Annotated in this window: 21 protein-coding genes; 7 read left to right on the top strand and 14 right to left on the bottom strand. The window is 53.6% G+C overall.

Features of this window, described 5'->3' with window-relative positions:
- Positions 1 to 36 precede the first annotated feature (36 nt).
- From ABYA77_RS06125 to ABYA77_RS06115, 3 genes are all read right to left on the bottom strand, one after another.
- Positions 37 to 507: an acyl-CoA thioesterase gene (locus ABYA77_RS06125; RefSeq protein WP_372965070.1), complete on the bottom strand. Its 471-nt coding sequence runs from the start codon at positions 505 to 507 to the stop codon at positions 37 to 39.
- Positions 504 to 1,589, bottom strand: coding sequence for an SMP-30/gluconolactonase/LRE family protein (locus ABYA77_RS06120; RefSeq protein WP_372965069.1), 1,086 nt, complete (start codon positions 1,587 to 1,589; stop codon positions 504 to 506). Before ABYA77_RS06120 ends, ABYA77_RS06125 begins: the two co-directional genes overlap by 4 nt.
- 138 nt (positions 1,590 to 1,727) lie before the next feature.
- Positions 1,728 to 2,519: an alpha/beta fold hydrolase gene (locus ABYA77_RS06115; RefSeq protein ID WP_372965068.1), complete on the bottom strand. Its 792-nt coding sequence runs from the start codon at positions 2,517 to 2,519 to the stop codon at positions 1,728 to 1,730.
- 391 nt (positions 2,520 to 2,910) lie between these two features.
- Between ABYA77_RS06115 and ABYA77_RS06110 the strand changes: the two genes are divergently transcribed.
- From ABYA77_RS06110 to ABYA77_RS06100, 3 genes are all read left to right on the top strand, one after another.
- Complete coding sequence (locus tag ABYA77_RS06110; protein WP_372965067.1) at positions 2,911 to 3,951, top strand: AraC family transcriptional regulator; 1,041 nt, start codon at positions 2,911 to 2,913, stop codon at positions 3,949 to 3,951.
- Positions 3,951 to 5,387, top strand: coding sequence for a cardiolipin synthase (cls, locus tag ABYA77_RS06105; protein WP_372965066.1), 1,437 nt, complete (start codon positions 3,951 to 3,953; stop codon positions 5,385 to 5,387). The genes ABYA77_RS06110 and cls overlap by 1 nt, the downstream gene beginning before the upstream one ends.
- Before the next feature lie 69 nt (positions 5,388 to 5,456).
- The gene (locus tag ABYA77_RS06100) at positions 5,457 to 6,116 is read left to right on the top strand and encodes a GntR family transcriptional regulator (protein ID WP_372965065.1); all 660 of its coding nucleotides are present in this window, start codon (positions 5,457 to 5,459) and stop codon (positions 6,114 to 6,116) included.
- On the opposite strand, the gene ABYA77_RS06095 is transcribed toward ABYA77_RS06100, so the two are convergent.
- Both ABYA77_RS06095 and ABYA77_RS06090 read right to left on the bottom strand, forming a co-directional pair.
- On the bottom strand, positions 6,110 to 8,380 hold the full coding sequence (locus ABYA77_RS06095; protein WP_372965064.1) for a patatin-like phospholipase family protein: 2,271 nt from the start codon (positions 8,378 to 8,380) through the stop codon (positions 6,110 to 6,112). The genes ABYA77_RS06100 and ABYA77_RS06095 overlap by 7 nt on opposite strands.
- On the bottom strand, positions 8,337 to 8,921 hold the full coding sequence (locus ABYA77_RS06090) for a hypothetical protein (protein WP_372965063.1): 585 nt from the start codon (positions 8,919 to 8,921) through the stop codon (positions 8,337 to 8,339). Before ABYA77_RS06090 ends, ABYA77_RS06095 begins: the two co-directional genes overlap by 44 nt.
- A 240-nt stretch (positions 8,922 to 9,161) precedes the next feature.
- Between ABYA77_RS06090 and ABYA77_RS06085 the strand changes: the two genes are divergently transcribed.
- Entirely contained in the window at positions 9,162 to 9,527 is a 366-nt protein-coding gene (locus ABYA77_RS06085; RefSeq protein ID WP_372965062.1) for a hypothetical protein, read from the top strand.
- A 10-nt stretch (positions 9,528 to 9,537) separates the two neighbouring features.
- Here the strand turns inward: ABYA77_RS06085 and ABYA77_RS06080 are convergent, their stop codons facing one another.
- The 8 genes from ABYA77_RS06080 to ABYA77_RS06045 all read right to left on the bottom strand — a co-directional run bounded on the left by ABYA77_RS06080 (position 9,538) and on the right by ABYA77_RS06045 (position 20,807).
- Positions 9,538 to 12,261 (bottom strand): ATP-binding protein, encoded by a 2,724-nt coding sequence (locus tag ABYA77_RS06080; RefSeq protein WP_372965096.1) that lies wholly within the window; start codon positions 12,259 to 12,261, stop codon positions 9,538 to 9,540.
- 66 nt (positions 12,262 to 12,327) lie between these two features.
- On the bottom strand, positions 12,328 to 13,725 hold the full coding sequence (locus ABYA77_RS06075) for a GGDEF domain-containing protein (RefSeq protein WP_372965061.1): 1,398 nt from the start codon (positions 13,723 to 13,725) through the stop codon (positions 12,328 to 12,330).
- An 11-nt stretch (positions 13,726 to 13,736) separates the two neighbouring features.
- Complete coding sequence (gene xerC / locus ABYA77_RS06070) at positions 13,737 to 14,708, bottom strand: tyrosine recombinase XerC (protein ID WP_372965060.1); 972 nt, start codon at positions 14,706 to 14,708, stop codon at positions 13,737 to 13,739.
- Complete coding sequence (locus ABYA77_RS06065; protein ID WP_372965059.1) at positions 14,705 to 15,460, bottom strand: DUF484 family protein; 756 nt, start codon at positions 15,458 to 15,460, stop codon at positions 14,705 to 14,707. The genes xerC and ABYA77_RS06065 overlap by 4 nt, the downstream gene beginning before the upstream one ends.
- Before the next feature lie 17 nt (positions 15,461 to 15,477).
- Positions 15,478 to 16,392, bottom strand: coding sequence for a diaminopimelate epimerase (gene dapF, locus ABYA77_RS06060; RefSeq protein ID WP_372965058.1), 915 nt, complete (start codon positions 16,390 to 16,392; stop codon positions 15,478 to 15,480).
- Positions 16,393 to 16,406: 14 nt separating this feature from the next.
- Positions 16,407 to 17,657: a diaminopimelate decarboxylase gene (gene lysA, locus ABYA77_RS06055; protein ID WP_372965057.1), complete on the bottom strand. Its 1,251-nt coding sequence runs from the start codon at positions 17,655 to 17,657 to the stop codon at positions 16,407 to 16,409.
- A gap of 39 nt (positions 17,658 to 17,696) precedes the next feature.
- The gene (locus ABYA77_RS06050) at positions 17,697 to 17,888 is read right to left on the bottom strand and encodes an LPS translocon maturation chaperone LptM (protein ID WP_372965056.1); all 192 of its coding nucleotides are present in this window, start codon (positions 17,886 to 17,888) and stop codon (positions 17,697 to 17,699) included.
- A 72-nt stretch (positions 17,889 to 17,960) separates the two neighbouring features.
- A complete protein-coding gene (locus tag ABYA77_RS06045) occupies positions 17,961 to 20,807 on the bottom strand; it encodes a class I adenylate cyclase (RefSeq protein WP_372965055.1) in 2,847 nt (948 codons plus the stop codon).
- A gap of 139 nt (positions 20,808 to 20,946) precedes the next feature.
- Between ABYA77_RS06045 and ABYA77_RS06040 the strand changes: the two genes are divergently transcribed.
- A complete protein-coding gene (locus tag ABYA77_RS06040) occupies positions 20,947 to 23,391 on the top strand; it encodes an EAL domain-containing protein (protein WP_372965054.1) in 2,445 nt (814 codons plus the stop codon).
- 55 nt (positions 23,392 to 23,446) lie between these two features.
- Here ABYA77_RS06040 and argH read toward each other — a convergent pair whose 3' ends face one another.
- A complete protein-coding gene (argH, locus tag ABYA77_RS06035) occupies positions 23,447 to 24,853 on the bottom strand; it encodes an argininosuccinate lyase (RefSeq protein WP_372965053.1) in 1,407 nt (468 codons plus the stop codon).
- Between the two features lie 182 nt (positions 24,854 to 25,035).
- Between argH and ABYA77_RS06030 the strand changes: the two genes are divergently transcribed.
- A complete protein-coding gene (locus ABYA77_RS06030; protein WP_372965052.1) occupies positions 25,036 to 26,013 on the top strand; it encodes a sensor histidine kinase in 978 nt (325 codons plus the stop codon).
- Positions 26,014 to 26,036: 23 nt separating this feature from the next.
- A complete protein-coding gene (locus ABYA77_RS06025; RefSeq protein ID WP_372965051.1) occupies positions 26,037 to 26,792 on the top strand; it encodes a LytR/AlgR family response regulator transcription factor in 756 nt (251 codons plus the stop codon).
- The last annotated feature ends 15 nt before the right edge of the window (positions 26,793 to 26,807 follow it).

The raw sequence follows: 26,807 nt of genomic DNA, 5'->3' as shown, positions 1-26,807 counted from the left end.
TCAGCGTCAGGTTAGCAGAAATTCCAGAGTCTGGCTTCAGCCACCAAGACCCCGGCCACCCGAAACTCTGGCACCCGACAAAATTTCAGCAAACTCCTTCGGAGCACGGGCTGGCCGCTGACTCTTCAGATCAACGCAAGCATGAGTAGAAAGCCCTCTGAGCAGCGTTTTCCCGTCAATTCTCCGAACTAACTGAAATTGGCGGGCAGAGCGAAAGCGGCCGTCCCAATCCGTTAGCCAAGTGCCTAAAACAAGCTCATCACCAGCATTGGCTGAGGCCAGGTAATCCACTTCTGTACGGGTAATCGCCATGGCTTTGCCGGTTTGTTCATGCAAGGCCCACGTCATACCGAGGCTCTCAATATGAGCCCAGCTAACATCTTCCAGCCAACGCACATACACCACATTATTGGCATGCCCAAGACGATCTGTATCGTCCGGGCGAACAGTGATATCCAGAGTAAACGGATTTGGCAGATCCCAAACGAAGGCTGGCGATTCGCTCATGGCTCTTCTCCTATACCGGGAATGGCTTGCAACGGTAGCCTGCCAATTCGGTCATTGTGAAGTGAACCAAAGTACAAGAACCCACCATGAGGGTTTACAGAAGTGATCTCTTTCAGGTGTGTGCCTTTAGGGTCATGCAGGCTCACGAGCATTTTCCCAGTGTCATCGAAAGCAACAACAAGGCCGTATTCTTCAGGTTGAGGCTTCAGCCCATCGGGTAGCTTTGCAACCAGGTTCTTGAGCCAGGGCGTACGATGCATGCTATCCACCTGGCCATTTCGCAACGTAGGAAAAGCCACCCAGTATCGGCCCTGATCATCTACCGCCAGGTTATCAGGAAAGCCCGGCAAGTTGCTGGCGAAGACTTCCGACCTGCCGGCTTTGGGTCCGGTAATCCAGTATTTCAGGATACGGTATTTCCAGGTTTCGTTGAGCAAAACATAATCACCCTGCGGCGAAACAGCAACGCCATTGGGGAAATACAGGTCGCGCAAAAGCACTTCTGTTTTCCGGGTTTTGGGGTTGTACCTGAGCAGACGCCCGTGAGGGCGCATTTCCAGAAGATCCAGAAGGTAATCTTGCTGACTGAAGCGTGAGCTGGCATCGGTGAAATAAATACGGCCATCTGGTGCAACCACAACATCATCGGTAAAGCGGAACGGCGTACCGCCCGCCTCACGGGTGAGTATCGTTACATCCCCTGCCGCTGAGATCGACAGAAGCCCCTTTGCGGCGTCAGCCACCAGCAAGGTATCTCGGTCATCCACCACCAACCCCAGTGGCCGGCCGCCAGTCTCCAGCCAGTTATCTACCTGGCCATCGGGGAAGACTCGGATTATCTTGCCATCCTGAGTACCGGTATAAAGTATGCCGTTGGCATCAACCGTAGTATCCTCTGGCCCATACACTTGTCCCAAAGCAAGAAGATCTGATTGCCGTAAATACTCATTCGGCGCCAGAACCCCTGTCATCGGTGGCGCCTCTGGCGCTTCCCAGGCCAAGCTATCTACCGGTGATGGCGCCAGTAAAACGCCACCGGACAATAAGAACAAAACCAGCAAACCAGCTATCAACCACTTCATGATGCACGCCCAACCATTGTTTTTATGTCTGAACTTCAGGATTCGCAGGAGCGAAATCAAAGTTCGATAACCTTAGCAGACATTCACTGGTCTCGGGCACCAGAGTGGATATCGGACTCTGACCATTCGGTTTTACGGTTACCGTTCCAGAAACCTGCGGCACAGCGCAGCGAAAGTGTCGGCTTTCTCAGCATGCAGCCAGTGCCCGGTACCTTCAATAACCTTCAGTTCTGCACCAGGAAACAGGGTACGGATGGTGTTCTGATGTTTATCCTGTATGTAGGCTGAGTCAGCACCTTTAATGAACAACACCTTACCTTCATAAGGGCCACTACCTTCAGGAGCCGCAGCCAGATTCCTGTATGCAGCATCTATAACGGGCAGGTTCAAACGCCAACGGAACATCAAATCGTCCTGAGTTCTTTCGCCTTCGGGAATACGTTCAAGATTCTTGAGTAAAAACTGGCGTACCCCGACTATTTCGACATACTCAGCCAGGCGGGCATCCGCTGCATTGCGTGATGCCACACCATGAAGGTCCAGTTTTTTCATGCCTTCGAGAATGGCGTCGTGCCTTGGCGGATAGGTGACGGGCGCAATATCTGCAACAATAATAGACTGCACTCGTTCAGGATAGCTCAGCGCCACCTGCATGGCGACTTTGCCGCCCATGGAATGACCCAGAACAGAGGCTTTATCAATGCCTTTGCTATCCATATAAGCCACCACATCAGCAGCCATCGCGGGATAATTCATCTCACTGGTATGGGGGGAACTGCCATGATTGCGCTGATCCAGCGCGTGAATCTGCCAGCTATCTTCCAGTCTGCGGGCGATCCCTCCCAGATTTTCCAGAGAACCAAACAGGCCGTGCAACAAAATCAACGGCTCTCCTTGTCCGGATATCCGGTGATTCAATTCGACGCTCATATACGGGTAGCCTCCGGCTTAAACAATGAAGCCGAATACACTACCACCGAAAGAAGGTGACGCAATAGGACATTAGGGGCTGAAATCCGGTCAAAAAAAACCGGGCATTCAGCCCGGCTAGAACATCGCAGTCATTACGCCTGATAACTTAGCCGTAGAAAATACTTCCAAGGTACTCTGCAAGGGCAATAATATTTTCACGTTCGATCTGACTATGGGGCACAAAGATTTCCTGTTTCATACAACCTCTCCTGCTATGACCTTTCGGTTACTACAACCTGATACCACACATGCTATCGTCTAAGGTGTGGATGACCGTTGACACCCCGTGCCATTCACTTGACATTTTGTGCCAAAATCAAGCATAACCAAGAGAAACCAGGCTCAGGCAATGACGGATGTCCCAGCAAAACAAGCACAAACGCCCCATGTTGCTGCCTCAAGCACACTCGCGCTTGTGCACTATCTGGACACCCGTGGGTTATTAGACTCTGACCGCATAGAAAGAGTCACCGGCCTGGATCTCAACACACTCAATGACCCAGACCTTCGTATACCTGCGTCAACGCACTACCGGCTATGGGATCTTGTTGAACATATTACCGGCGACCCCGGGGTTGGCCTGCACGCAGGACAAATCATTGACCCTGAACGCATGGGGCTGGTGGGTCATGTTTTCTTCAATTGTGACACGCTCGGTGAAGCCGTCACCCAATACGTGCGCCTGCACCGGCTGATAAACGAGTCCGTAACCTTGAGTTTTGAGCAGACTCCCGAGCAAGCCATTCTGACCTGGCAACCCGATAATCCTGACGATTACTCCCGCCTGGATATGGACCGGACTCTGGCTGCGGCTTTATGCCGAACCCGGCATTTCATTCACCGGGGCATTACCGCCGACTGGGTTGAAATCGCCCACCCAGAACCCGTGTACGCGAAGGAATATCAAAAACTGTTCGGCGGGCAGGTGATGTTTGGTTGTGGCATCACCCGTATGGCGTTCTCCAGCCGTCATCTGAGCCACCCTATCCCCCACCGGAACCCATACGTTTACTCAGCGGTGTTGAAACAGGTCAATGCCGTTCTGGCCCGACTGCACACTCGCCGCTCTTTCAGCCGGAAAGTACGCAGGCTGATTTCCCGGCAAATGGCGACCGACAAAATTGATGCCGACACTCTCGCCCGCCAGTGCCACATGAGCCGCCAGACGCTGTATCGGCGGCTAAAGAAAGAAGGGCTGAACTTTCAGGATTTGGTGGAACAGGTTCGCAAAGACAAGGCTCTGCGTTACGTCGCCGATGATCAATACGCCCTGAGCGAAATTGCCTTTTTGCTGGGATTTTCGGAATTGAGCGCTTTCAGTCGAGCCTTCAAGCGCTGGACCGGAGCTGCACCCGCCCAATTCAGAGCGGAACGCAAGGAACGCCATTAATGAACAGCGATACATTTACGCTATTTGCCATCCCACTCACACTGCTGTACATGTCAGCGCTAGCCTGTATTTACCGGATTCTATTAACCTACCGCACCACCCAGGGTGCTATCGCCTGGATCATTTCTCTCATTGCCCTGCCCTATATTGCCGTACCTCTGTTTGTACTATTCGGCCGCTACCGTTTTGGCGGCTACACCAAAGCACGGCGCATGGGTAACAAGGCTCTTAGCAGCCTGCTCGATCAGTTCGAGGGCCAGACCACCTCCATTCCGGCTCCAGACCAGGAAAATTTCGGCGACGAGCTGCAAGTGCTCTGTAAATTAAGCCGCCAGCCCTTTACCAGTGGCAATGCCTGCACTCTGCTTAAAGATGGTGCAGCCACTTTTGAAGCGTTATTCCAGGCTATGGAAGACGCCACACACTATATCCTGCTTGAGTTCTACATCGTTCGTTCCGACAAAGTCGGCAACCGCATTAAATCAATTCTGGAGCAAAAGCTGGCCCAGGGAGTGGACGTCTGGCTTCTGTACGACGATATCGGCAGCCTGACCCTGTCCAAACGATGGCTGAACGAATTGGCTGATGCCGGGGCACATGTTGCTTCGTTCGGCAAGGGCAACATTCGCCGGCGACGTTTCCAGATCAATTTCCGCAACCACCGAAAACTACTCGTATGTGACGGTCGCATCGGTTTCGTAGGAGGAATCAATCTAGGCGATGAGTACTTGGGTACCGCCATGGACCAGGAACCGTGGCGTGACACGCACTGCCGTATCGAAGGCCCCGCAGTAACCGGCCTGCAACTAGCCTGGCTGGAAGACTGGAACTGGGCAAGTGACATCCACCCCGATTTGAATTGGTCGCCCGTTTCAACTCCACCAGGCGAAGAGAAAGTATTGATATTACCGACCGGACCGGCGGATACCTGGGAAACGTGCACGCTGTTCTTCCTGAACAGCATCAACAACGCCCGCAGCCGGGTGTGGATTGCTTCCCCCTACTTCGTTCCCGATTTCCAGATCATGAACGCTCTTCAATTGGCGGCATTACGGGGCGTAGACGTACGCATCCTGATTCCGGAGAAATCCGACAGCCCGCTGATTCGGGTTGCGGCATACTCTTACCTTATACACGCTAGCCAGACCGGTATTGGCATCTACCAGTACCAACCCGGGTTCATGCACCAGAAGGTTGTTCTGGTGGATGATCGCTATGCCGCCGTTGGTACCGCAAATCTGGACAACCGCTCTATGCGTTTGAACTTTGAGATTACCGCCATCAACACCAGCGCCCGCTTCATTCAGGAGGTCGATACTATGTTGAAAGACGACCTGAGACATTGCCGGCTGATGACTGAGAGCGACTATCAGAACCGGTCGCTACTGTTCCGGCTGTGGTGCCACACCGTCAGGCTCCTGGCCCCCCTCCTTTGAGCTGGCTCTCCGTTAGAGCTTGTGCGACCATGTCCCTCCGGAAACAGTCTACGCAGTTACTGAAAAACCATGAACGCATTCAAGCCCAAAGAGACCCTGACGGAGCAGGTTGCCCGCCACATCGAGAACCTGATCGCTTTCGGACAGCTTCGTTCTGGCGAGCGTATTTACGAAAGCACTATGGCGAAAGAACTGAATGTCAGCCACGGGTCCATACGTGAAGGTCTGCTGTTACTGGAAAAGCGACATCTGGTGCAGAACGTACCTCGCAAAGGCGCTTTCGTAACCCCTCTGGACGAGCACTTCGTCAATAGCCTTTATGAAACACTGGAATTATACCTGACCCACACCGGACAAAAGCTTGCCCGACAGTGGCAGCCAGAAGACATGGAAAGACTGGAGTCCCTGCACGAACAGATGCAGAGTTGCTATGAAAAGAACGACCTTATGGCGTTTCTTGAAGTGGGTATTGAATACACCAAAGCATCGCTGGTTTACGCTGATAATTACTTTATTGTCTCAGCCATAGAGGATCTTTGGCCATCAGCAAAGCGCTGCGCTTTTGTCGCTTTTCGCCAAGGAGGCAAACAGGTACTTGAAGATAATCTGGCACACATGAAGCAGTCTATTCATATCATTCGCGCTCGCGACGAGCAAGCGCTGGCGGACATTCTTCACCGATACGCCATCCAGCAATGTCAGCAGGTGCTTTCCGCACTTGATCAGTAAAACAACTGAGTAAACGAAAAACCGATATTCATATAAGCCGTCCAGTTGTCTTTGTTGTTGTAAGCAACCGACAATTGCACAGGGCCAAGGAAGGTATCCAGACCACCAAACACGCTCCAGGACCGCACCAGGTTAGCCCACCGGGCATCATCCATGCTTTCCCATGCATTCCCCGCCTCTACGCCAACCCCGGCAAACCAGGGCAAGACCGGCCCCCCGAACTCCCTGCGAGCATAGGCTGCAGCCAGAGCCGAGTCATTACCACTCAGTTCGCCCGGAGCGAAAGCTGAAAGTCTCCGGAAACCACCTAGCCTGGCTGCGTTTTCAATACCGGATTCACCGCGCACCACCTGGTGGGCAAACAACAATCCGGTTACGTTAAACCGGCTCCAGCTGGCAGTACCCAACAGCATCCCGGTAACCGCGTCAAAGTCTCGATCTGAACCAAGCCCTTCACGCTCGAAGCGGCCGCGAATACCTGCAAAAGCACCTGATTTTGGATAGAAAGCATCACTCAGAGAATCGTGCACTAACTGCGCAGTGACATAGCCCTGATTAATACTTCCCTTGGGAGCAACCTGCACGCCGACTTCGTCATCGACCCGTACAACGCCCCGCACATAACCAAACCGTACTTCACCATTACCTCCCAGCTCCATACCTATGGCTGCGTCGAACTGACGAAGCGTTACATCCACCTCAGAAATACGCTGACCATCTTCGTAAACACTGTAATCATCGCGCTGATACTCCACGCCAAACACGGCAAACCGATCGTAACCATAGCCAAGAGGCTGGTACCACTGGCTGCGAACCCAGGGCTGCGTTCCTAACTGCAGACCGGTATGCCACTCAGCACCCAGGCGGTTCAACTCGGTCACCCGAACTCCGGAAGCCAGATTGAAGCGCGTATCACCATCCAGGTTGTCTTCATAATTCAGGCCAAAGGACAGGTAGTTAGGGCCCCAGCTTTTTTCACGGGTCTGAATTTTCAAAACAGGGCCTTGGTCTGACGGCAACAAAGACCATGACACGGTTTCGTAATATCCAAGACCGTATATGCGTTTCAGGTCTGATTCGAGCTGGTCGACATCCAGCTTTTCACCCTCTTTCTGGCGTATACGCTTTTTAAGAAAGTCATTGGCCAGGCGTCGGCCCTCAGTGAACTCAACTCTCGCCACCAGACCCGGCGGCTGGCTATTCTGCTCTATGCCAGCACGAAAACTGAGCCATTCCTCGGTCGACACAGCCAGGCGATTCAGTTCCACTGCATGTTCACGGGCTGCGGTGGCGCCCAGCTCAAAAAGTACCAGACCATCATAAAAATCGGCGGAGCCGTAACCTTCGAGGTCAGGCTGAATAAGAACGTCACTATCGGTGAGCAGGGCAAGCTGGTCTTCCGTGTTCCGGCGGGTCAACAAAGTCGTCAGCTGGCCAACAACAGAGAAAGCTTCTTTTATCTGTTCCGTTTTTAACAAGGGGTCCGTGATATCCACCGCGATGATAATCTCAGCCCCCATATCCCGGGCCACGCTTACTGGCAGGTTGTTGGCGACACCACCATCTACCAGTAAACGGCCGCCACGCTCCACCGGAGCATAGACACCCGGTATACTCATGCTGGCACGAATAGCTTCCGCCAGGTTACCGCTTTTGAGGACCACCTCCACACCCGTTTCAAGGTCCGTGGCGACCGCCCGAAATGGTATGGCTAACTGGTCAAAATCATCTACCAGCGCAGCATTGCGAGTAAGCTCATTCAGGATAAAACCCAGATTTTGTCCGGTGACCAGACCACCACCAAGACGAATGCCTTCATCACTGACGCCCAGGCCCGGAGCAATCGGTAAGCGCCAGTCAGATTGCTTTCGCCGCACAGGTTTGTAGACACGTCCCGGATCATCACGAAAACTGGCCAGCCAGTCCAGATCTATAAAACGCCGCTCGATTTCATCAACGGGCATACCCGACGCATACAAAGCGGCAACCGCCGAACCGGCACTGGTACCGACCACCACATCCACTGGCACTCGCATTTCTTCCAGTACCCTGAGCACCCCCACATGAGCCATACCTTTAGCTCCGCCACCACTTAGCACCAGGCCAACTTTTGGACGAAGCTCCTGGGCAGCGCCAAGTACGGGTGCGCCTCCGAAGAGTGCCAGTGCTGTCAATAAGGCGAATACTCTTGGGAGTGCGATCAAATAGACAGACGCAGGATTACTTGTGTTTCTCATCATCAGCCAGCGAGAGATGAGAGACATCCGGCACAACCGGCGGTGGCAGGTTTCGTTCAACACCCAAATCAGAGCCAGGGGGAGCCAGGCTCCACTCATCCAGGTGTTCGAACATCGGCGCTTCCGCTTCCTGATGCTCGACCAGAGTAACGCCAACAGGGTCGAGGCTCAGCTCAGAACCTGCAAGTATGTCATCCACTTTTTCTCCGGCAACGGGTAAGCGATCGCCGGGTTCTACTTCCGGAGCTTTACCCGTTTTTGTAGCAGCTTCCGGCACAGGCCTGTGCTCAGGGGCAGTCTGGGCGGCAGGCCTGGTCTTCTGTGCGTCAGGCCCGGCTGCCATACCTGCCATCGGCTGAACATAAGCCACCATACCGTGCTTTCGGAGCACGGCCTGATACTTATCCGCTTGTTCTTGCTGCAATTTGTTTCGGATAACCACCGGCTGGCCGCTGAACATGCGATCCAGCTGCTCCACGCTGGCTTTGAACAATGCCCGAGCGTTGGTGCGGGCGGTTTCCAGATCTGTGCCTGTTGTGCATTCGCCCTTGAATACAAGCTGGAACATGGCGTTACCTCATTTTTCTTTTCAGGATAGGTCTGCTGTCATCATAGCCGAAAACTCATCCAGCGGCAGTTGCGTGGCGTGCTGTTCATCGTTAACGGCCGTAAACCGTCTCAGCATTGCAAACAATTGAAAAATCACGCTGCTATGTGCAGAAAAAAACGACACTCTCTGCAATAATCTTCTGTAACCAATCCTTACGTTTGGTTACAGATGAAATCTAACTGTCCGGCGGGAATAGCCATGCGTATCCGACCACTGATCCTGTTTTGTGCTCTGACAACCAGCTTTGTGGCCACCAGTGTGCAGGCGGGGAATCTCGATGTACTGATGCAGCAAGTGTTTCCAGCCAACGAAGCAACCTATATCGGCTATGAAAGCATCGAACGGGAAGACATTCCCGAACTGGCTCCGGTTGACCGAAAATATCTCGTGGTGGACTTTCGCTTTAAAGGGCAGCAACCACCCCCTCAGAAATTACAGGCCAGTGTACATAAAGTCTGTATGACCGTATTCGGCGATACCCAACTGATTCAATCTTTGTCAGATTCCGGGTACGACATGGTGTCGGTGGCTTTTGATCGCCAGTCTCAGTTTGATTGCCTGTAAACCGCAGCCTTCACCGCTGCCCCAATAATCGGGGAAAGGTTTCAAGCGCAGTATTTACAGCATCCAGATTAAACGCATCCACATCTGCCAACAATTTTTCACCGTAGCGGGTGACCGACAGTGACCGGTGGCGCTGCCCCCACTCCACAACTCTCAAGGCAAAATCTTTCATTTTTTCGGGATCGCCACTTTCACGGACGTCCTGCCATTCATCGCCAAAATCTTTTGCAAGACTTTCCCGCAACCAGCCCCGTTCCTGCATACTCATAGTCTGAGCTAACAAGCGTTCAGACTCCTCTGGGCTACCTTCATCTTCAGCCTCTTCAACCGTGGCCTCGACCTTAGGCAACACGATCTTAAAGGTAGAGCCAACGCCTACTTCACTTTTCAGTGTCAGCTCCCCCCCCATCATTTCCACCAACTTACGGCTGATCGCAAGGCCAAGGCCTGTGCCACCATAGCGCCTGGAACTCTGGCCTTCCTGCTGTTCAAAGGCATCAAAAATACGGCCCTGCTGGTCAGGCGCAATCCCGATTCCAGTATCGGACACGGTAACAACCAGACGGTAGTACCGTAACTCAGCATCGCTTTCATCAGGCTCATCCAGCAATTTCGCCACAACCCGAACCTTAACCTCACCTTGCTCGGTAAACTTGATTGCATTGCCGACCAGGTTGAACAACACCTGCCGGAGCCTTGTTTCATCGAGCACCATCGCTGAAGGCAAACCTGCCCCAACACTCACTTCCAGAGCAATACCCTGTTCAGTTGCCCGTAGATCGAAGATGTGTCGCACATCACTAAGCAATCGGCGAACAGAGACTGGAGCGAAGTCCAGGCGCATTTTCCCGGCCTCAATCCGAGACAGGTCCAGAATGTCATTTATCAGCATCAGCAAACTTCGGCTACCTGCACGAATAGCATTCAGATAATTGCGTTGCTGCGGATCTGTGACAGAGTTATAAAGCAAGTCGCTATAGCCAATCACCGCATTCATGGGCGTTCGGATTTCATGGGACATATTGGCCAGAAATTCACTTTTCGCCCGGTTCGCCGTTTCAGCCTCTCTGGCCAGACGTTCGGCTTCCAGTTTCGCAGCCCGGAGTTCGTCTTCACTCCGGCGCAGAGCATTCTCTGAACGGATCCGTTCATCCACTTCCAGTGACAGCTTACGGTTCCAGTACAGAAAAATAAGCACAACAACGATGGCTATCAGGATGATCCGCCGGACCACCGTATAGTCGGTATCCTGTTCGATATCGAGGTGAATCCAGCGGTTGTATACCGCTTCCCCTTCCGACACCGGCAAACTACCAAGAACCTTGTTGAGGATCCGGTGAAGTTCCGGGTTGGACTTACTAACAGCCAGGCGCAGATCGAATTGATAGGGGGTGATACTGGTAATTCTCAGGTTGGACAGGCCCAGTCGCGCCACGGTGTAACTGACGGCAGGGATGTGGGTCACCATCACATCAAGGTCACCGTTGGAAAGGGCCAGAAGACCATCCGCGATGGTTTTCTGAGGATACAAGTCCAGATCCGGATGATTGATCAGCAGATAGTCATGGCTGGCCTGGCGGTTAACCACCCCCACTTTTTCATCCCGGAGTTCACGCAGGTCACCGATAAAGCGCCCGCTATCACGTATCGCCAGGGCAATGGGCACAGTTACATAGGCCCGGGTAAACAGGAATTCCTGTTCCGTACGGGGGGTACGGGACATACCGGGAAGGATATCCACTTCACCCGCTCTGAGCTTGTCTTCCGCGGAAGCCCGGGTTTCAATAATTTCTTTTTTGAAGCGTGTACCCAGCTTTTCTTCCAGCCGGGTAATCAAGTCGGCGACCAACCCTGCGGCGCGGCCATCGGCCTCAAACTCAAACGGAGGCCAGTCTCTGCGTAACCCCACCTTGAGGTCAGGGTGCTGCGCCAGCCATTCCTGTTCTTTTGCAGTCAGAGCCACGTTCCGCCCTTCAAGAGCTGGCATATCACCTTGCAGCCAGGATTGCCTGACCTCCCGGTGCTCTTGTTGACTAATCGATACAACCGCGCGGTCGACCACCCGAAACATCTGTTCGTTTTTTGTCGGAACCTGAAAAACCACTTCCAGAGGCCGGTTATCCAGCAGAACCGCCAGGCCGATGCCTTTGATCATGGTTGATTCCAGGTAATCAAAAACTACGGGTACAGGTGCCAGAAAGGCATCGGCTTTACCCGCCAGAACCTGACTGATAGCTTCGCCCAGGCTGTCCACCGGCAGAGGCGTGAAATTGTCGACTGGATCCAGAAGCGGAAACTGGTTCGGATCATCACCGATGATCGCCAGGTTCGCGGTTTCTAGATCCGCCAGTGTACGAAATCCAGCATCACCAGCGTTCACAAACACGCCGTATGTCAGGCTCATCAGAGGTGCCGTATGTCGCACCCCGGGAATAACCGGTGAACCAGGAATCCGAGTCGTAAGCACCAGGTCGGCGGGAAGGTCCTGCTGCTTCATCATGAACGGCTCAACCGGCACCTGGAGCTTATCGGATAGCAGGGCCAGATAGTCTGCCCAGATCCCCACAAGTTCGCCGCTACCGCTATCAAAAATCAACGGCATCTGACTTTGACGGATACCAATCCGGATACGATCCAGGTCATCCAGCCATAACAGATCTTCAAGCCCCAAAACCGGCGCCGGAGACTCTTGCGGGGGATCCGCCTGGGCGATTACTGCAGAAAAACCCACCATCAGGAACAATAACAGCCGGGGGAGATACTTCACTGCATATCCTCGCGATTCTAAGGATGTTCGGTGCTAACTGGCCGCAACCTGATTGCGGCCAGCCTTTTTTGCCTGGTAGAGCGCTTGGTCAGCACGATCAAAGACCCCTTCTTCTGTATCGCCCTCCCGGAACTCCGCCAAACCCGACGAAAATGTGATGGTGACCGGCTGTCCGCCAAAATGAAATGGCAGTCGAGAGACATGCCCTCTGAGTTCATCCATCACCGAGACAGCTTCTTCCATGCCGGTTTCTGGTAATAACACCACAAACTCCTCACCACCAAAACGGGCAATGAAATCGGTTGTTCTTAGGCGCCCTCTCAGTTCCCGGGCAACCAGTTGCAACACACGATCACCGGCTTTATGTCCATAAGAGTCATTAACACGCTTGAACAGGTCAATATCAATCACTGATATCGTCAACGGATGCCTGTATCTCTGCCATCGACTATATTCGAAAAGCAATCTTTCCTGCCAGGCTTCACGATTCGGCAGCTGAGTCAGTAAATCAGTCATAGCTCGCGCCCGCTCTTTACGAATCTGCACCTGCATCTTTTCAGAGTGGGTTTCCAGGGCGGTCACTTTCTGCTGCATCGACTCAAGCTGCTGAGCCATCAGGTTTTCCCGCTCACTTTCCCTTTGCTTGAATTCGCCCAAGACATGACCGATCTGATCCAGCCGCTGCCCTACGGACTGCTTCAGACTTTCAAGATCCTGGCTCGTTTCAAGATCTTCAGTGACGAGGCTTAATTCCTCACGGATATCCCTATCCAATGCTGCAGTGTCATCTTTTCGCGACAGTTGTGAGGCCGACTGCTCTGAAACGTGTTCACGCAAAACCTCCAGGCGGTTATTAAGCCGCTTAAGGAAAGCCTCCAGTTCGCGCTGGTTGCGGGTTACTGCCTCAATCACCAGGTCTGCCACATGATTCAGTCCCGCCCGCAAAACCTCCCAGTCTGTACTGGAGAGCAGCGACTGTTGCAGAGCCTTGGCTTTCGCTTCGGTAGCGGGTTCCAGCACTACTTTATCAATCAGCTGCCCAAGCAATTGCCCGACTCGGCGAGCAATCACCATCCGATTATCCTGGTCTGAAATATCGATACCAACATGACCGGCCATCGAGGCCTCAGGCTTTGGGGCACCAGCATGGTTAGATGCCCTCAATTTACCATCATCCAGCAGCGCTATTTCGCGATCTATCTGGTCTTGCAAATGCTTCCAGGCTTCCACGTCGAATGTCTGGCGACGCAGGTCCTCTCTCAACTGAAGTAGCAAGCGATCCAGTTCTGGCCGCTGGCCTTCTGAGGCCACACTGGTGCGAACCAACATTCTCTCAAGCAACTCACGCCGTATCTGGCATTGATACTCTTGCTGTTCAGCTTCCTTTAACGCCTGCTTATATTTCTTTTTCCAAGACTTTTCCAATGCCATGCACTGTTCCCTTATTGACCGGCTGGGTCGCTGCCAGTGTGAGGCGGATTGGCACTTAACCGACGACGAGCTCGGGGGTGGCTTTGGTCATAAACCCGGGCAAGATGTTGAAAGTCTAGATGAGTATAGACCTGCGTGGTTGCAATGTCCGCATGCCCTAACAGTTCCTGAACGGCCCTCAGGTCACCGCTGGACTCCAGCATATGGCTCGCAAAAGAATGACGAAGCATATGTGGGTGCAGGCGCTGGTTGGCACCCTGGACCGTTCCCCAGCGAGCCAGGCGGGCCTGAATACTGCGCCCGCTCAGGCGGCCTCCTCGCCGGCTCACGAACACCGCAGGCTCACCAGCTAACGCGAACTCCGGCCGGCATTTCAGCCACTGAGCTATTGCCACCGCAGCCCTGCCTCCGACCGGCAATATCCGTTCCTTATTCCCCTTACCCAACACTCGGACTTCCCGGCCAACAAGGTCCAGCGAGTTCAGGTTCAGGCCTGCCAGCTCCGACAATCGCAAGCCGGAGGAATACATCAGCTCAAACATCGCCAGATCTCGCACTTCTAGCGGGTCGTCCGGGTTTGCTTCTAACAGGTGATTCAGTTGATCAACATCGGCTACCTTGGGCAGGCGGCGGCCACTTCTGGGGGCTCGGATATCGAGGGCGGGGTTGTCTTTCGCCAAGCCTTCCCGAAGTAAATATTGATAAAACCGGCGTATGGAAGAGAGGTGGCGGGCAATGCTCCGGCCGCCCAGGCCATCTTTACTTAGCCTGGCGACGTAGCGGCGGACATCATGGCTGGCGAGGCTGGCCCAGTCTCCTCTGGCGCTGCCAGCAAGCCAGACGGCCAGGCGCTGTAGATCACGAAGATAGTGTTCACAAGTGCGGGGCGAATGACGTTTTTCTGACTCCAAGTGCCTCAAAAATCCCGCCAGAGGAGCAGAAAGCGCCTCTGGCAGTTGGCCATTGAAATCTTTCACGGTCACCCTTGGCCACTCTCCACAGTAAGCTCTGGAACGGTTCCGGCTCCGGATCCATGACGTTTCAGCACTGGGGGCAGCAGTCGGCTGAGGGTATCGCTGATGTAGCTCAGGAACAGTGAACCCATATTCTGATCGAAATAGCCCTGCTGGCAACTGCCCACCGCGAACACCCCAACCAGCCCTTCATAGCGAAGCGGCACCAGCGCTACCGATGCAATCGGCTCATCCCGGTCAGGAAACAGAAATGCGCGCTCACTTTCCCGAAACTGTCCACACACGGCACGATCGCCTTCTAGCAATGCGCCCAACCGGTCTTCGGCCTGCTTTTTACCCACAATATGCAGAGCACCGTGTGACTGGCCCAGATTATTGGGATCTCCGAACAACAGGATTGACGCCGCGTCCAGACCGAAGTCTCCACGAATGCTGTCATCAATGGCTGAAGCCATATCCTGCAGGTTTTTTGCTTCAATCACCTGCATCAGCAAACGTTTGCTCTTCTCAAACAGCCGGTCGTTATGACGGGCAATCGATACCAGCTCCATCATTTCGCTACGCAGAGTGTCTCTCTGCTCGCGAAACAAATGCACCTGCCGCTCAACCAAAGAAATGGCACGGCCGCTGTCGTGAGGCAACGTCAAACTACGCAGTAGCTCGTCTTGCTCGAGAAAAAAATCAGGATTGGCGCGCAGATATTCGGCAACCTGTTCCTGCGTGAGTTCGCCGGCCTTCTGGCGGGCCGTTTGTTCTGTCATCGTGTTCTCCTGAACCGTCAGGGCCTGGTTTTATGAGTTTTTGGGCTTTTCCGTCGACGGGGCGACGTGTCGCCCGGCAACCGCAACTGGCCTTCGAAGACTGTCGTTGCAGGACCTTCCATCATAACAGGGGTCCCTTCCCCCTGCCATTCAACCACCAAAGGACCGCCACGCAGTTCAACCTCCACCCGCGAATCCAGTAAGCCCCGTAACCGGCCGGCCACCACGGCGGCGCAAGCTCCGCTTCCACAGGCCAATGTTTCACCAGAACCCCGTTCAAATACCCGCAGGCGAACATGGGTACGGTCGATTATTTGCAGAAAGCCAATATTAGCCCGGGCCGGAAAACGGGGATGCCGTTCAAGCAACGGCCCCAATGTGGCCACCGGAGCCGCATCCACATCATCTACCACCAGGACCCCGTGGGGATTGCCCATAGACACCGCTGACAGCTCAACAGTCTGATTATCGACATCAACCGTGTATACGCTTTTCTGGCAATTGGCGGCAAACGGAATAGCCGGCGGATTCAGCTCTGGCACCCCCATGTTCACCATGACCATGCTGTCTTTGCCAACTTTCAGTTCAATCACACCTTTGGCGGTTTGAACCCGGATTACTCGTTTGTTGGTCAGGCGCTGATCCCGAACAAACCGGGCGAAACAGCGTGCGCCATTGCCGCACTGCTCTACTTCTGAGCCATCGGCATTAAAGATACGGTAACGAAAATCCACGTCTGGCAACCCTGGCGGCTCGACGACCAGCAGCTGATCGAAGCCAATGCCGAAGTTACGGTCCGCCAGTTCCCTAATCATCTCCGGGCGCAGTCGGAACTGTTGGCTGATGGCATCCACCACCATGAAGTCATTGCCCAAGCCATGCATTTTGGTAAACCGAAGCAACGGCCCCTGTCCACGCCTTGATTGAGTCATGTCTGGCCCCCCTGTCATTCGGGCAAACAACTTTCCGGAGCGAGCTGGTCTTCCAGCGTCTCCCGGCGACGCACCACATGCACCTGATCACCATCAACCATCAGTTCCGGCGGGCGATTACGGGTGTTGTAGTTTGAGGCCATTACAAATCCATAGGCACCGGCTGAGCGAACCGCCAGTAAGTCACCTGCGTGCAAGGTCAACGCACGATCTTTGCCCAGAAAATCACCGGTTTCACAAACCGGGCCAACCAAATCCCAGGCTTTTTCATCACCATCATTACGGGGCTGAACGGGAACAATTTCTTGCCATGCGCTGTAAAGTGCAGGACGAATCAAATCGTTCATAGCTGCATCGATAATCGCGAAATTTCTGTGTTCAGTGCATTTCAGGAATTCCACCTTGGTCAGCAGAATTCCGGCGTTAGCCGCAATAGAGCGTCCAGGCTCCAGAATCAGCTCCAGCTTCCGGTCGCCCATTCTTTCCAGCAATGCCTTCACATACTCGGCAGGTGCTGGTGGTGTCTCATCATCATAGGTCACACCCAAACCGCCACCCATATCCAGATGACGAATAGTGATGCCCTTCTCCGCCAATGTATCAATAAGTGCCAGTACTCGATCCAACGCATCCAGGAAGGGCGCCACTGTGGTCAACTGCGAACCGATATGACAATCAACACCGTGTACATCCAGGTTCGACAGGCTGGCAGCACGGGCATAGACTTGAGACGCTTCAGCGATATCAATGCCGAATTTATTTTCCTTCAGCCCGGTTGAAATGTACGGGTGAGTGCCAGCATCCACATCCGGGTTCACTCTCAGTGATACTGGTGCTTTTACACCGAGCTCTCCGGCTACTTTATTCAAGCGATCCAGTTCGGTATCAGACTCCACATTGAAGCAACGCACACCCGCTTCCAAAGCCCGCTTCATTTCCCACTCTTGTTTACCTACACCGGAAAACACAACCTTGCTGGCTTCTCCGCCAGCCCGAAGTACACGTTCGAGCTCGCCGGCAGAGACGATATCAAACCCAGCGCCCAGTTTGGCCAACACATTCAATACAGCCAGATTGCTGTTAGCTTTGACCGCATAGCACACCAAATGCGGACGCCCACTCAGGGCATCATCATAAGCACGATAATGACGCTCGAAAGTAGCGCGGGAGTATATATAAGAGGGGGTACCAAACTGCGCGGCAATCCGGGCAACAGGTACGTCTTCGGCGTATAACTCGCCATTACGATAGTTAAAATAATCCATGCTGTTCCTGAACTCTTGGGCAGGGTAAAAGTGGGGAAATCAGTGCATTGTCGCTTCGCCTTGACGGTAATCATCACTGGCTTGCGGTCTTTCCGCTTCGGGCGCTGGTACAACAACATCTCGCGGCGCTTCCCGGTACAGCGGTCCTTTCTGGCCACAACCACTCACCGCAAATATTGCCAGTAGCAAAAGAGCCGCATAACCCGCTCGACGCAACAGTGCCGCCTGCATACCCTTACCCCTGTGTGAATAATAGGCGAAGTATACCCGACACCTGCCCCGCATCGCGAGGGACGCATGCGTTCATTGCAAATGTTGATTCAGCGCCTGTTCCAGCAAGCTACGGTAGTGCAGATATTGAGAGGTTTGGATATCCCGCTGATACCATTGCGGGGCCAGGTCGTGGGGCAGGTGCAGATCAGTCAGATAGATCGGATAAAGCTCACCGGCCTGGCGTAAAGAACGAATGTAATGAGCCACGGCCGGGATCAGGTTCTCGCCATATTCCTGTACCGTGAACTCCCGGTCATCACAATAGAGGTCAAATCTGACATTACCCTCTCCCTCCTGAATGCCAACAGCCTGAACCTCAAACCCTAAAACCGGCACGCTCGCACTTGCAGGCTGTCGGGACTCCGCAAGCCAGCGCCCGTCATAACGCACCATCTCATAACACTGAATGCCGCCCAAGGCATTATGGTCATCTACTTGTCGAAGCTGCCGGCGCTCCATCAGGTTATTCAGAAAACGAAGCAGCGGGGCCAGTAAATGACGGCGATTTTCAGTTTTCAGAGCCTGGGACCAAAGGCTGCCCTGTTCATCAATCACCCAAACCTGACATTCCAAACCATGGTGCAGCCAGAACACCTGAACATTACCGGCCTCTGAAGCTTCGCACACCGCTTTCAGAACAGGCTCATCCAGCAGAGCATGGCGATCAGATACAACGGGCAAATATTGCTCCTGAGGCTGCAGCAGCGCATCCATCAGCGCCTCCCGGCTGTCCAACGCCAAAAATCCGGGTTCTTTGCCAGAAAACTGCAACACAAAATAGCGGCGATCCATCTCGATGATGTAACGCAGAGGATGAGGCCCCTCCCTACCTGCAAAAAAGGATCGAAGAACATCGGAAAACAACTCTTTTACCCTGCGGGAAATGGCACTGCCATGCCCTCTGCCTGGCGCCCAGACCCGAATATCAGGAAGCTCCGCCGGGCTCACGGCCACCTGCGCAAGAACATTTTTCAGACACTGAATCAGAGTATCGCCCGCCGCATAATGCTGCAGACTTACCTCATGCCAACTGTTCAGGGTAACCTGATCCACTGTCACTACCAGATTGTCGCGGCTACCGCTAAACCCCAGGGAGTCCGAACGCGAACTCAGTTTGTGCAACCCGCGCTCTGTCATTTGTAGCTGTGGATCTACCGCCACATTGATAAGCAGCAAACAGGTTAAAGGGCGCACACCTCTGGCTAAAGCATCCCGCTGTGCCGCAGCTATCGGAAGCGGCAGTACCTCCGTCAGCACGCCCAATGCTTCTTTGAGCTCATGAACGGAGGCAGCGCTTTTTCCGGCCCGCACATTCAATCGGGTGGAACGACTTAATAATCCGTTGCAGTAACACCATACCAACAACTCAGTAAGGTTACTGGAACGCCGGATGACAGGCTGCCAGAACGCATCAGAGGCGTCTTCAAGATCTCGATATAACAGCCAACCCTGACCATCACCGCCTTGCTCAGACTGATGATGAAATGACAAGTTTTCTTCCGCCAGCGAAGACACTATCCCAGGGTTAATAAACTCAATCTTCCCGGCCTTACGTTGAAACGCTGCGTACAGTTTCCGGCCAAGCAGATTAATGTCGCTCGGACTAATCGACGCAGCGCCACCCTGCTCCTTCGCCATTTGGGACAGTAATCGGTAGCTGTGGGTCAACTCTGCGACAATACTCCGGCGCAACACGGCGACCTCCTCAGCCTTACACCGCTGACGATCGTCCATTGTCTGAATGTCTGCGGTATCCCACCCCCACTGCTGTACCAGACTACGAAGCATCACCACCCGCCACTGCTCACCGACCATTCCTGCTCTGGACAGAGGCAACCCTGCTTTCAGATACAGACTCCGGCGCACCAGCGCCAGGCGTTCGGGGGCATCACCCTGAAGCCAGCGCTCCAGCCGCCGGTATAGCATCAGATAGGGGTCCAGCTCATCGGCGCTGATACAGCCCTCGTAAACCGCCTGTTTGAAGGTTGCTGATAACAAAGGAAGATCCCTTTGTGTGGCATAACACTCGATGAGAAGAAGCTTCAGAATAGACTTCCAGGGCGCATCAATGCCTTTGTAGAGTTGCCAGATACCCGCTCCCGGCAACTCCGTCACCGGAATCTCTGGCACAGCACCAAAATCAATATACTCATCAGCTTTGATAAACCGACATTCCACCAATTGGCGTCGACATTGATCGTAGTCAGCTTCAGATTCGGCGGGAACCAGCCACCACAATGGATACTGCCCAGCCAAATGAATGCTCGTGCGATAGAACTCATCCAGCAACAAGTAATGCTGAGCTGTACCACAGTTTTCACCGACGACTTCAGCTCTTTGTCGCCCACGACGCCAATCTTCTGCTGAAAAAACAAAAATATGCAGCTCCACACCCAGAGTGGCGGCCCACCTTGAAAGCTTCTCAGCTTTACGTTCCAGGCAGCTTATGTCGTGTTCGGAAAGATCATCACGATGACAGAGCCAGACATCCAGGTCGCTGGTAACAGAGTGCCCAAGCGTACCGGGGCTTCCCATCAGAAACAGACTGTCCAGGTCTGGCCTTTGGATACCCTGATCCCGGTCACTGAAGCTGCGGGCAAACCGGCGAGCGGCGTCTAAGTCTCGGGCTGATGGTGTAAAACCGCTCAAACCTTGCGGACAATCCCTGTCCAGATATCCTGGAAGGGCCGGGTGGTTCCGATGAAAAACCATAGGCAACAACTCCAGCACCATTTGCTGCCTATGGGTCAAGGCCGAACAGGCTCGCTCCCAACGCAACTGGTTGACCGATAGAAAACGGTCACGCAACCGGCGTAAGGTTTTACGATCGATGCCGTCCTCAAAGTCGATAACGATAGGCGATGCTTGAACGGTCAAGGCGACTCCCGCAAGAGGTTATTTTCGGACTGATAGTCAGTATGATGGACGATTCGTGGCAAGACCGGCAAACAAATAAAAGAACGACCGGTTTCCGGGCGTGACCGGAACCGGAATACCCCGATGAGGTATTTGTGCTTTGAAAGAATTTCTGATCCAACGCTATCGGCCAGACCCTTCCGGGCCCACTGTCCATCCAACTCAGCTTCGTGTTGCTGACGACGGCCGCATTATTCAGTCAGACCGCCATGCCGAAGCCATGTTCGGCTACGATGCCAGCGAACTCACCGAACTATCTGTTCAACACATACTGGCATCCCGGCAGGATGACCCGTTTGCTCCCATTCACCGCCACCTGCTTGATAATGGGCAAAAGGCATTGGTGACCTTCAAACACAAAGATGGCTTCTTTTTCACTGCCACACTCGGTCTGCGCCTGGAAACCCCGGATGCAGACCAGGCAGCCAACGCCTCAATCCTGCTAAAAGATTGCGCTGAAATGGATAAGCGCCTGCTTGGACTGGCTGAGCGAAGCGCCGACTTCGGTCTCTGGGAACTGGATCTTTCATCTAACGAAGTAACCTGGTCGGAAGGCATGTACCGACTACTGGAATTGCGCCCAGGAATTGAACTCTCACCAGAGCAAGCCTTGTTTTACTGCCAGGCACATCAGAACCGGGTACGTGCGTTATTCCGCCGCTGCATCCGAACCGGCCGGCCCTTCAGTATTGAGTTGTCGGTCATGACCGCCCGCCAGCATTTATTGCGCGGCACTCTGGCAGGGCGTGCTCTGAAAAGTGGGGGACGGGTTCAGAAGCTGGGCGGTGTTATGGTCAATCATAGTGAAGCCCTTCATCACGACCAACAGAAACAACAAGCCCTGCAATTGCTAAAAGCCACCGCAACTGCCACTCCAGACCTCATGGTTGCAATCGACACAGACTTTAACCTGCTGCACTTCAACAGCCACTGGGAACAGCAGTTCAGAACTGCATTTAATCTTGTTCCCCAACCCGGAGACAATCTGAAGTCACTGCTCAGCGAATATCCAAACGAGCGGCGCCTTATGGAGCGTTTATGGCAACGGGCTTTTGAGCGAGACCATTATGTTGCCGAAATGCCGCTGCACTGCGTCGGTGAATCTTCTCCTGTTTTCGAGTTTCACTTTCAAAGCATTCGGGGCGAGAAAAATGAAGTGGTCGGCGCAGTACGAATAGCACGCGACATTAGCAGCCGAGTACAACAAAGCGGCAATGGCGACTACCGCATGCGCCATGATCCAGTAACCGGCCTGATGAATCGTCGTTCATTTAGCGAGCACCTTGAACGGGCCATAAGCCACAAACGCAAACGTAAGTCACTCGATGGATTGTTATTCCTGGATCTCGACGATTTTGAACAGTTCAGCACTATTGCTGACAGTGGCACCTGTGACCGGTATTTACGGGAACTGGCGAGCACGCTGGGCCTGAGGGTCAGGCAACGGGACGCTCTGGCAAGATTAGCGGGAGATACCTTTGCCTTGTTCATAGAAAACTGTCCGGAATCCCGAGCGCGAAAAATCGCCGAAGAAATGCGGGAGCAGATAGGCCAGTTTCAGTTCGAGTGGCAAGGAAAACAACTTCAGGCCACTGCCAGTGGCGGCTTGCTGATCATGGACAGTGACGCCCCGGAGCAACCCGACATATTACTGGCACAGGCCGCAGACCTTTGTCACACAGCAAAGACTTCAGGGCGGAATCGAATTCACACTGCCTACGCGTTTCCCCCAGAGCAAGATAAAGAGGCAGGAAGCGACCGGCAGCTCAAGCAACTGCGCCACGCTCTGGATAGAGGATCTCTGATTCTGGAATTCCAGGCCCTGAAACCTGTCGCCAGCGTTACCTGGGGTGACCACATCGAAATTCTCTGCCGAATTCCCGCAGGCCCGGACAAAGCCCCCCTGAAACCAGAGCATTTCCTGCCAGTAGCTGAACGCTATGACCTGGCAAAAGCTCTGGATCGGCTGGTTATCCGCCAAACCATAGCATGGCTCAGCCAGCACCGCTTACTGGAACCACGACTAAAATACTGCGGATTTAACCTGTCACTGGCGACCGTTCTCGATGATACCTTTGCCGATTTCATGGAGCAGGTTGTGGCCCGCTCACCCTTTGCAGCCAACTGTTTCTGCGTGGAAATCCGGGAATCTCATGCTACTCAATATCCGGATGAAATAGCCGTGCTATGTGATTCGCTGCATAGGGTCGGTTGCCGGATTGCCCTGGAGGGTGCCGGAGCCTCTGTTGAAAGCTACAGCCTTGCAGCCAACCTGCCAGTCGACATTATCAAGCTCGACAAACGAGTCATGCACCACCTGGAAAACGATCCAGTACAACAGATCATGGTCGATGCACTGCACCGCATTGCCGAAACAACCGGTAAAGAAACCGTAGCTACATTTATTGAGAATGATGAAACGCTAAGAAAAGTTCGTTCACTGGGCATTCACTTCGGGCAGGGGTATCGGTTAGCCAAGCCTCAACCACTGGAAAAACTGGCACCAGCAGTGGTGGATTTAAGCACCGGGCGCATAGGCGGGTAACAGGTGCCGGCAACGTCGTATCGATGTTGCCGGCACGAAGTCTGCAAATCGATAATTAAAGCGTGGCTCTTGCCCGGGCAACCGCAGCGCGAACCTGATTCGGCGCAGTACCGCCCAAGTGGTCACGCGCCTGCACCGACCCTTCCAAAGTGAGCACATCAAACACGTCTTCGGCGATGACATCAGAAAATTGCTGCAGCTCTTCCAACGTCATTTCTGACAGATCCCTGTTTTCTGCTACGCCAAAGGCGACGGATTTACCCACAATCTCATGGGCATCCCGGAAAGCGACACCTTTTTTCACCAAATAGTCAGCCAGATCAGTCGCCGTGGAGAAACCACGCTTCGCTGCCACTCGCATATTGTCCGCTTTGGCCCTGATCGCCGGGATCATATCTGCGTATGCCTTGAGGCAACCCTTGATGGTATCCACGGTATCGAACAGCGGCTCTTTATCTTCCTGATTATCCTTGTTGTAAGCCAGTGGCTGGCTTTTCATCAGAGTCAGCAGGCTGATCAGGTGACCATTCACCCGTCCGGTTTTACCTCGCACCAGTTCCGGTACATCCGGATTTTTCTTCTGGGGCATAATCGAAGAGCCAGTGCAGAAGCGATCTGGCAGATCAATGAAATCGAATTGAGCCGAAGTCCACAGCACCAGTTCTTCACTGAAACGAGACATGTGAGTCATCAGCAGTGCTGCAAAACTGCAAAATTCAATGGCAAAATCCCGGTCACTGACTGAATCCAGAGAGTTCTCGGAAGCACGATCAAAACCTAACAGTTCTGCGGTGAGATTACGGTCGATCGGGTAAGTGGTGCCAGCCAGAGCCGCTGCGCCCAGAGGCATTACATTCACCCGTTTGCGGCAGTCCTGCAGCCGGTCAGCATCACGAACCAACATTTCATACCAGGCCAGCAGGTGGTGGCCAAAGGTCACAGGCTGAGCCGTTTGCAAATGGGTAAAGCCCGGCATAATGGTGTCAGCTTCGCGCTCGGCCAGGTCCAGCAGGCCAGTCTGAAGGCGCTTCAGCTCTTCAGCAATGACATCGATTTCATCGCGTAGATACAGACGGATATCGGTAGCCACCTGATCGTTCCGACTACGGCCAGTGTGCAGTTTCTTGCCGGTAATGCCGATGCGATCGGTCAAACGTGCTTCAATGTTCATGTGCACGTCTTCCAGGCTCACCGACCATTCAAAACGACCCGCCTCTATGTCTTCTTTGACGCCCTTGAGGCCTTCGATGATCTGGTCACGTTCGGCGTCAGTCAGCACCCCGACCTTCGCCAACATGGTGGCGTGGGCGACAGAACCAGTAATATCGTGATGATAAAGGCGCTGGTCAAAGCCTACAGAAGCCGTGAAGCGTTCAACAAAGGCGTCGGTGGGCTCACTGAAACGACCACCCCAAGGTTTTTCGGAAGTTGTGCTCTGGTCAGGCTTTTTCTGATCCGTCATGATCTATCTTTCCCGCTGATAGCCCGGCTATCATCACGCCGGCAATGGATAATTGAATATTTGCGGCAGTATAACATTCTGACCCGGTTAAGGAGACTCCGCTGAAACCGAATAACGCTACAGCAACATCCGACACCGCCAGTTTTTTTGTACCAGATCTTTGCCGGGTCCGGGCGGTATTCATGATGCTGGTCACCAGCGAACTGCTGGTGCTAGTGCTGGCTATTGTTCAGGCAGAGCGTAGCTGGATTGACTGGAACTACTTTGGTCTGCTGTCGTTGTTCGTCCAGTGGACCACGCTGACCAGCACAGCCCTTATCTGCCTGCTACGGCCCTGGCTGGCGCGCCGGAGTGTCGTTCACGCCACGCTGGTTATTGTCAGTATTGTGCTTCTGGATGTATTAACGTTCAGCTTGTTTGCTGACAGCGTATTATACCCGGAACCCGGCATCACGCTGTGGCAGAGCATTGCCAAAAAGCTCCTTTTAGCGCTGTTGATTTCGCTCATAGTGCTCCGTTATTTTTACCTGCAACACCAATGGCAGCTACAAACAGAGGCGGAAATGCAGGCCAGGCTGACCTCTCTGCAGGCCAGAATTCAACCCCACTTCCTGTTCAATAGCATGAACACGATTGCCAGCCTGATTGCCACCAATCCAGAACAGGCTGAAGATGCCGTACTGGACCTGTCAGAACTGTTCAGGGCCAGCCTCCGCACGAACGATCAACTGGTTCCCCTGAAAAGAGAGCTGGAACTGTGTAAGCGTTACCTTGCTATTGAAGCACTGCGCTTAGGTGACCGCCTGACCCTGGAGTGGGATGTGCAAACAGGTCTTGAACAGCAAGCCATCCCCCCGTTAACTCTGCAGCCTCTGCTGGAAAATGCGATTTATCACGGCATTCAACCCAGGCCCAGCGGCGGCAAAATACACATAGAAGCTTTCGCCAAAGGAAACTTTGTTTATCTGATGGTGCAAAACCCGAAACCAGGCACTGTCGGGCAACAACATCAAGGCAATCAGGTGGCGCTGGTGAATACCCGGGCCAGGCTCCAGGCTCTGTTTGGCGAGCCAGCAGTACTTAAACAGAGTCAGCAGAGTGACACCTACACCGTGACACTTCGCCTGCCACGCCGTACGGTTAACCATCAAAGCCATTAGCAGAGACAATCAGCAGGGTCACCATGAGCACAGATCCACAACGTATCCTGATCGCTGACGATGAACCTCTGGCAAGACAGCGTATTCATCGCTTGCTGGAATCCATGGAGGGCTACCAGGTTTGCGGTGAAGCTTCTGACGGTAACGACACTCTTCATAAAGTCGCTGAGCTCAGTCCGGACATTGTGCTTCTGGACATCCGCATGCCCGGCATGGATGGCATGGAGGCCGCAGAAAAGCTTAGCCAGTTAAATAACCCACCCGCAGTTATATTCTGTACAGCGTACGACCACTACGCCATTCAGGCATTCGACGTAAGGGCTGTCGCCTACCTGCTGAAACCGGTACGCAAAGAAGCACTGGCAGATGCTCTGGCCAGGGCTGGCAAAATCAATCGGGTACAGCTCCAGGCATTAAGCCATGACGCAGAAAACAACAGTGAACAACTGGCCGTACGCACACACCGCGGCACAGAGCTTATTGAACTGACCGACCTCCATTACTGCGAAGCCGATCAAAAATACGTCACGCTCCACCACACCCGGGGCGAAACGGTGTGTGACTACACCCTGAAAGAACTGGAGCAAGCCTACCCCGACCACCTGCTACGCATTCACCGGAACACGCTGGTTGGTGTCCGTTTCATTCAGGCCTTGCGCCGAACCGACGATGGCCACAACGAACTGGAGCTTAAAAGCACATCAGCTCGTCTTTCCGTCAGTCGCCGACATGCCAGCTTCGTACGACAATGGCTCCAGGAACACCAGCCCTCCCCCTGACGGGGTACAATGCAG

Origin of the sequence: Marinobacter sp., from assembly GCF_041595835.1 — a bacterium.
GTDB lineage: Bacteria > Pseudomonadota > Gammaproteobacteria > Pseudomonadales > Oleiphilaceae > Marinobacter.
Note: the sequence above shows the minus strand (reverse complement) of the source record. Positions and strands in the feature narration are given on the sequence as shown.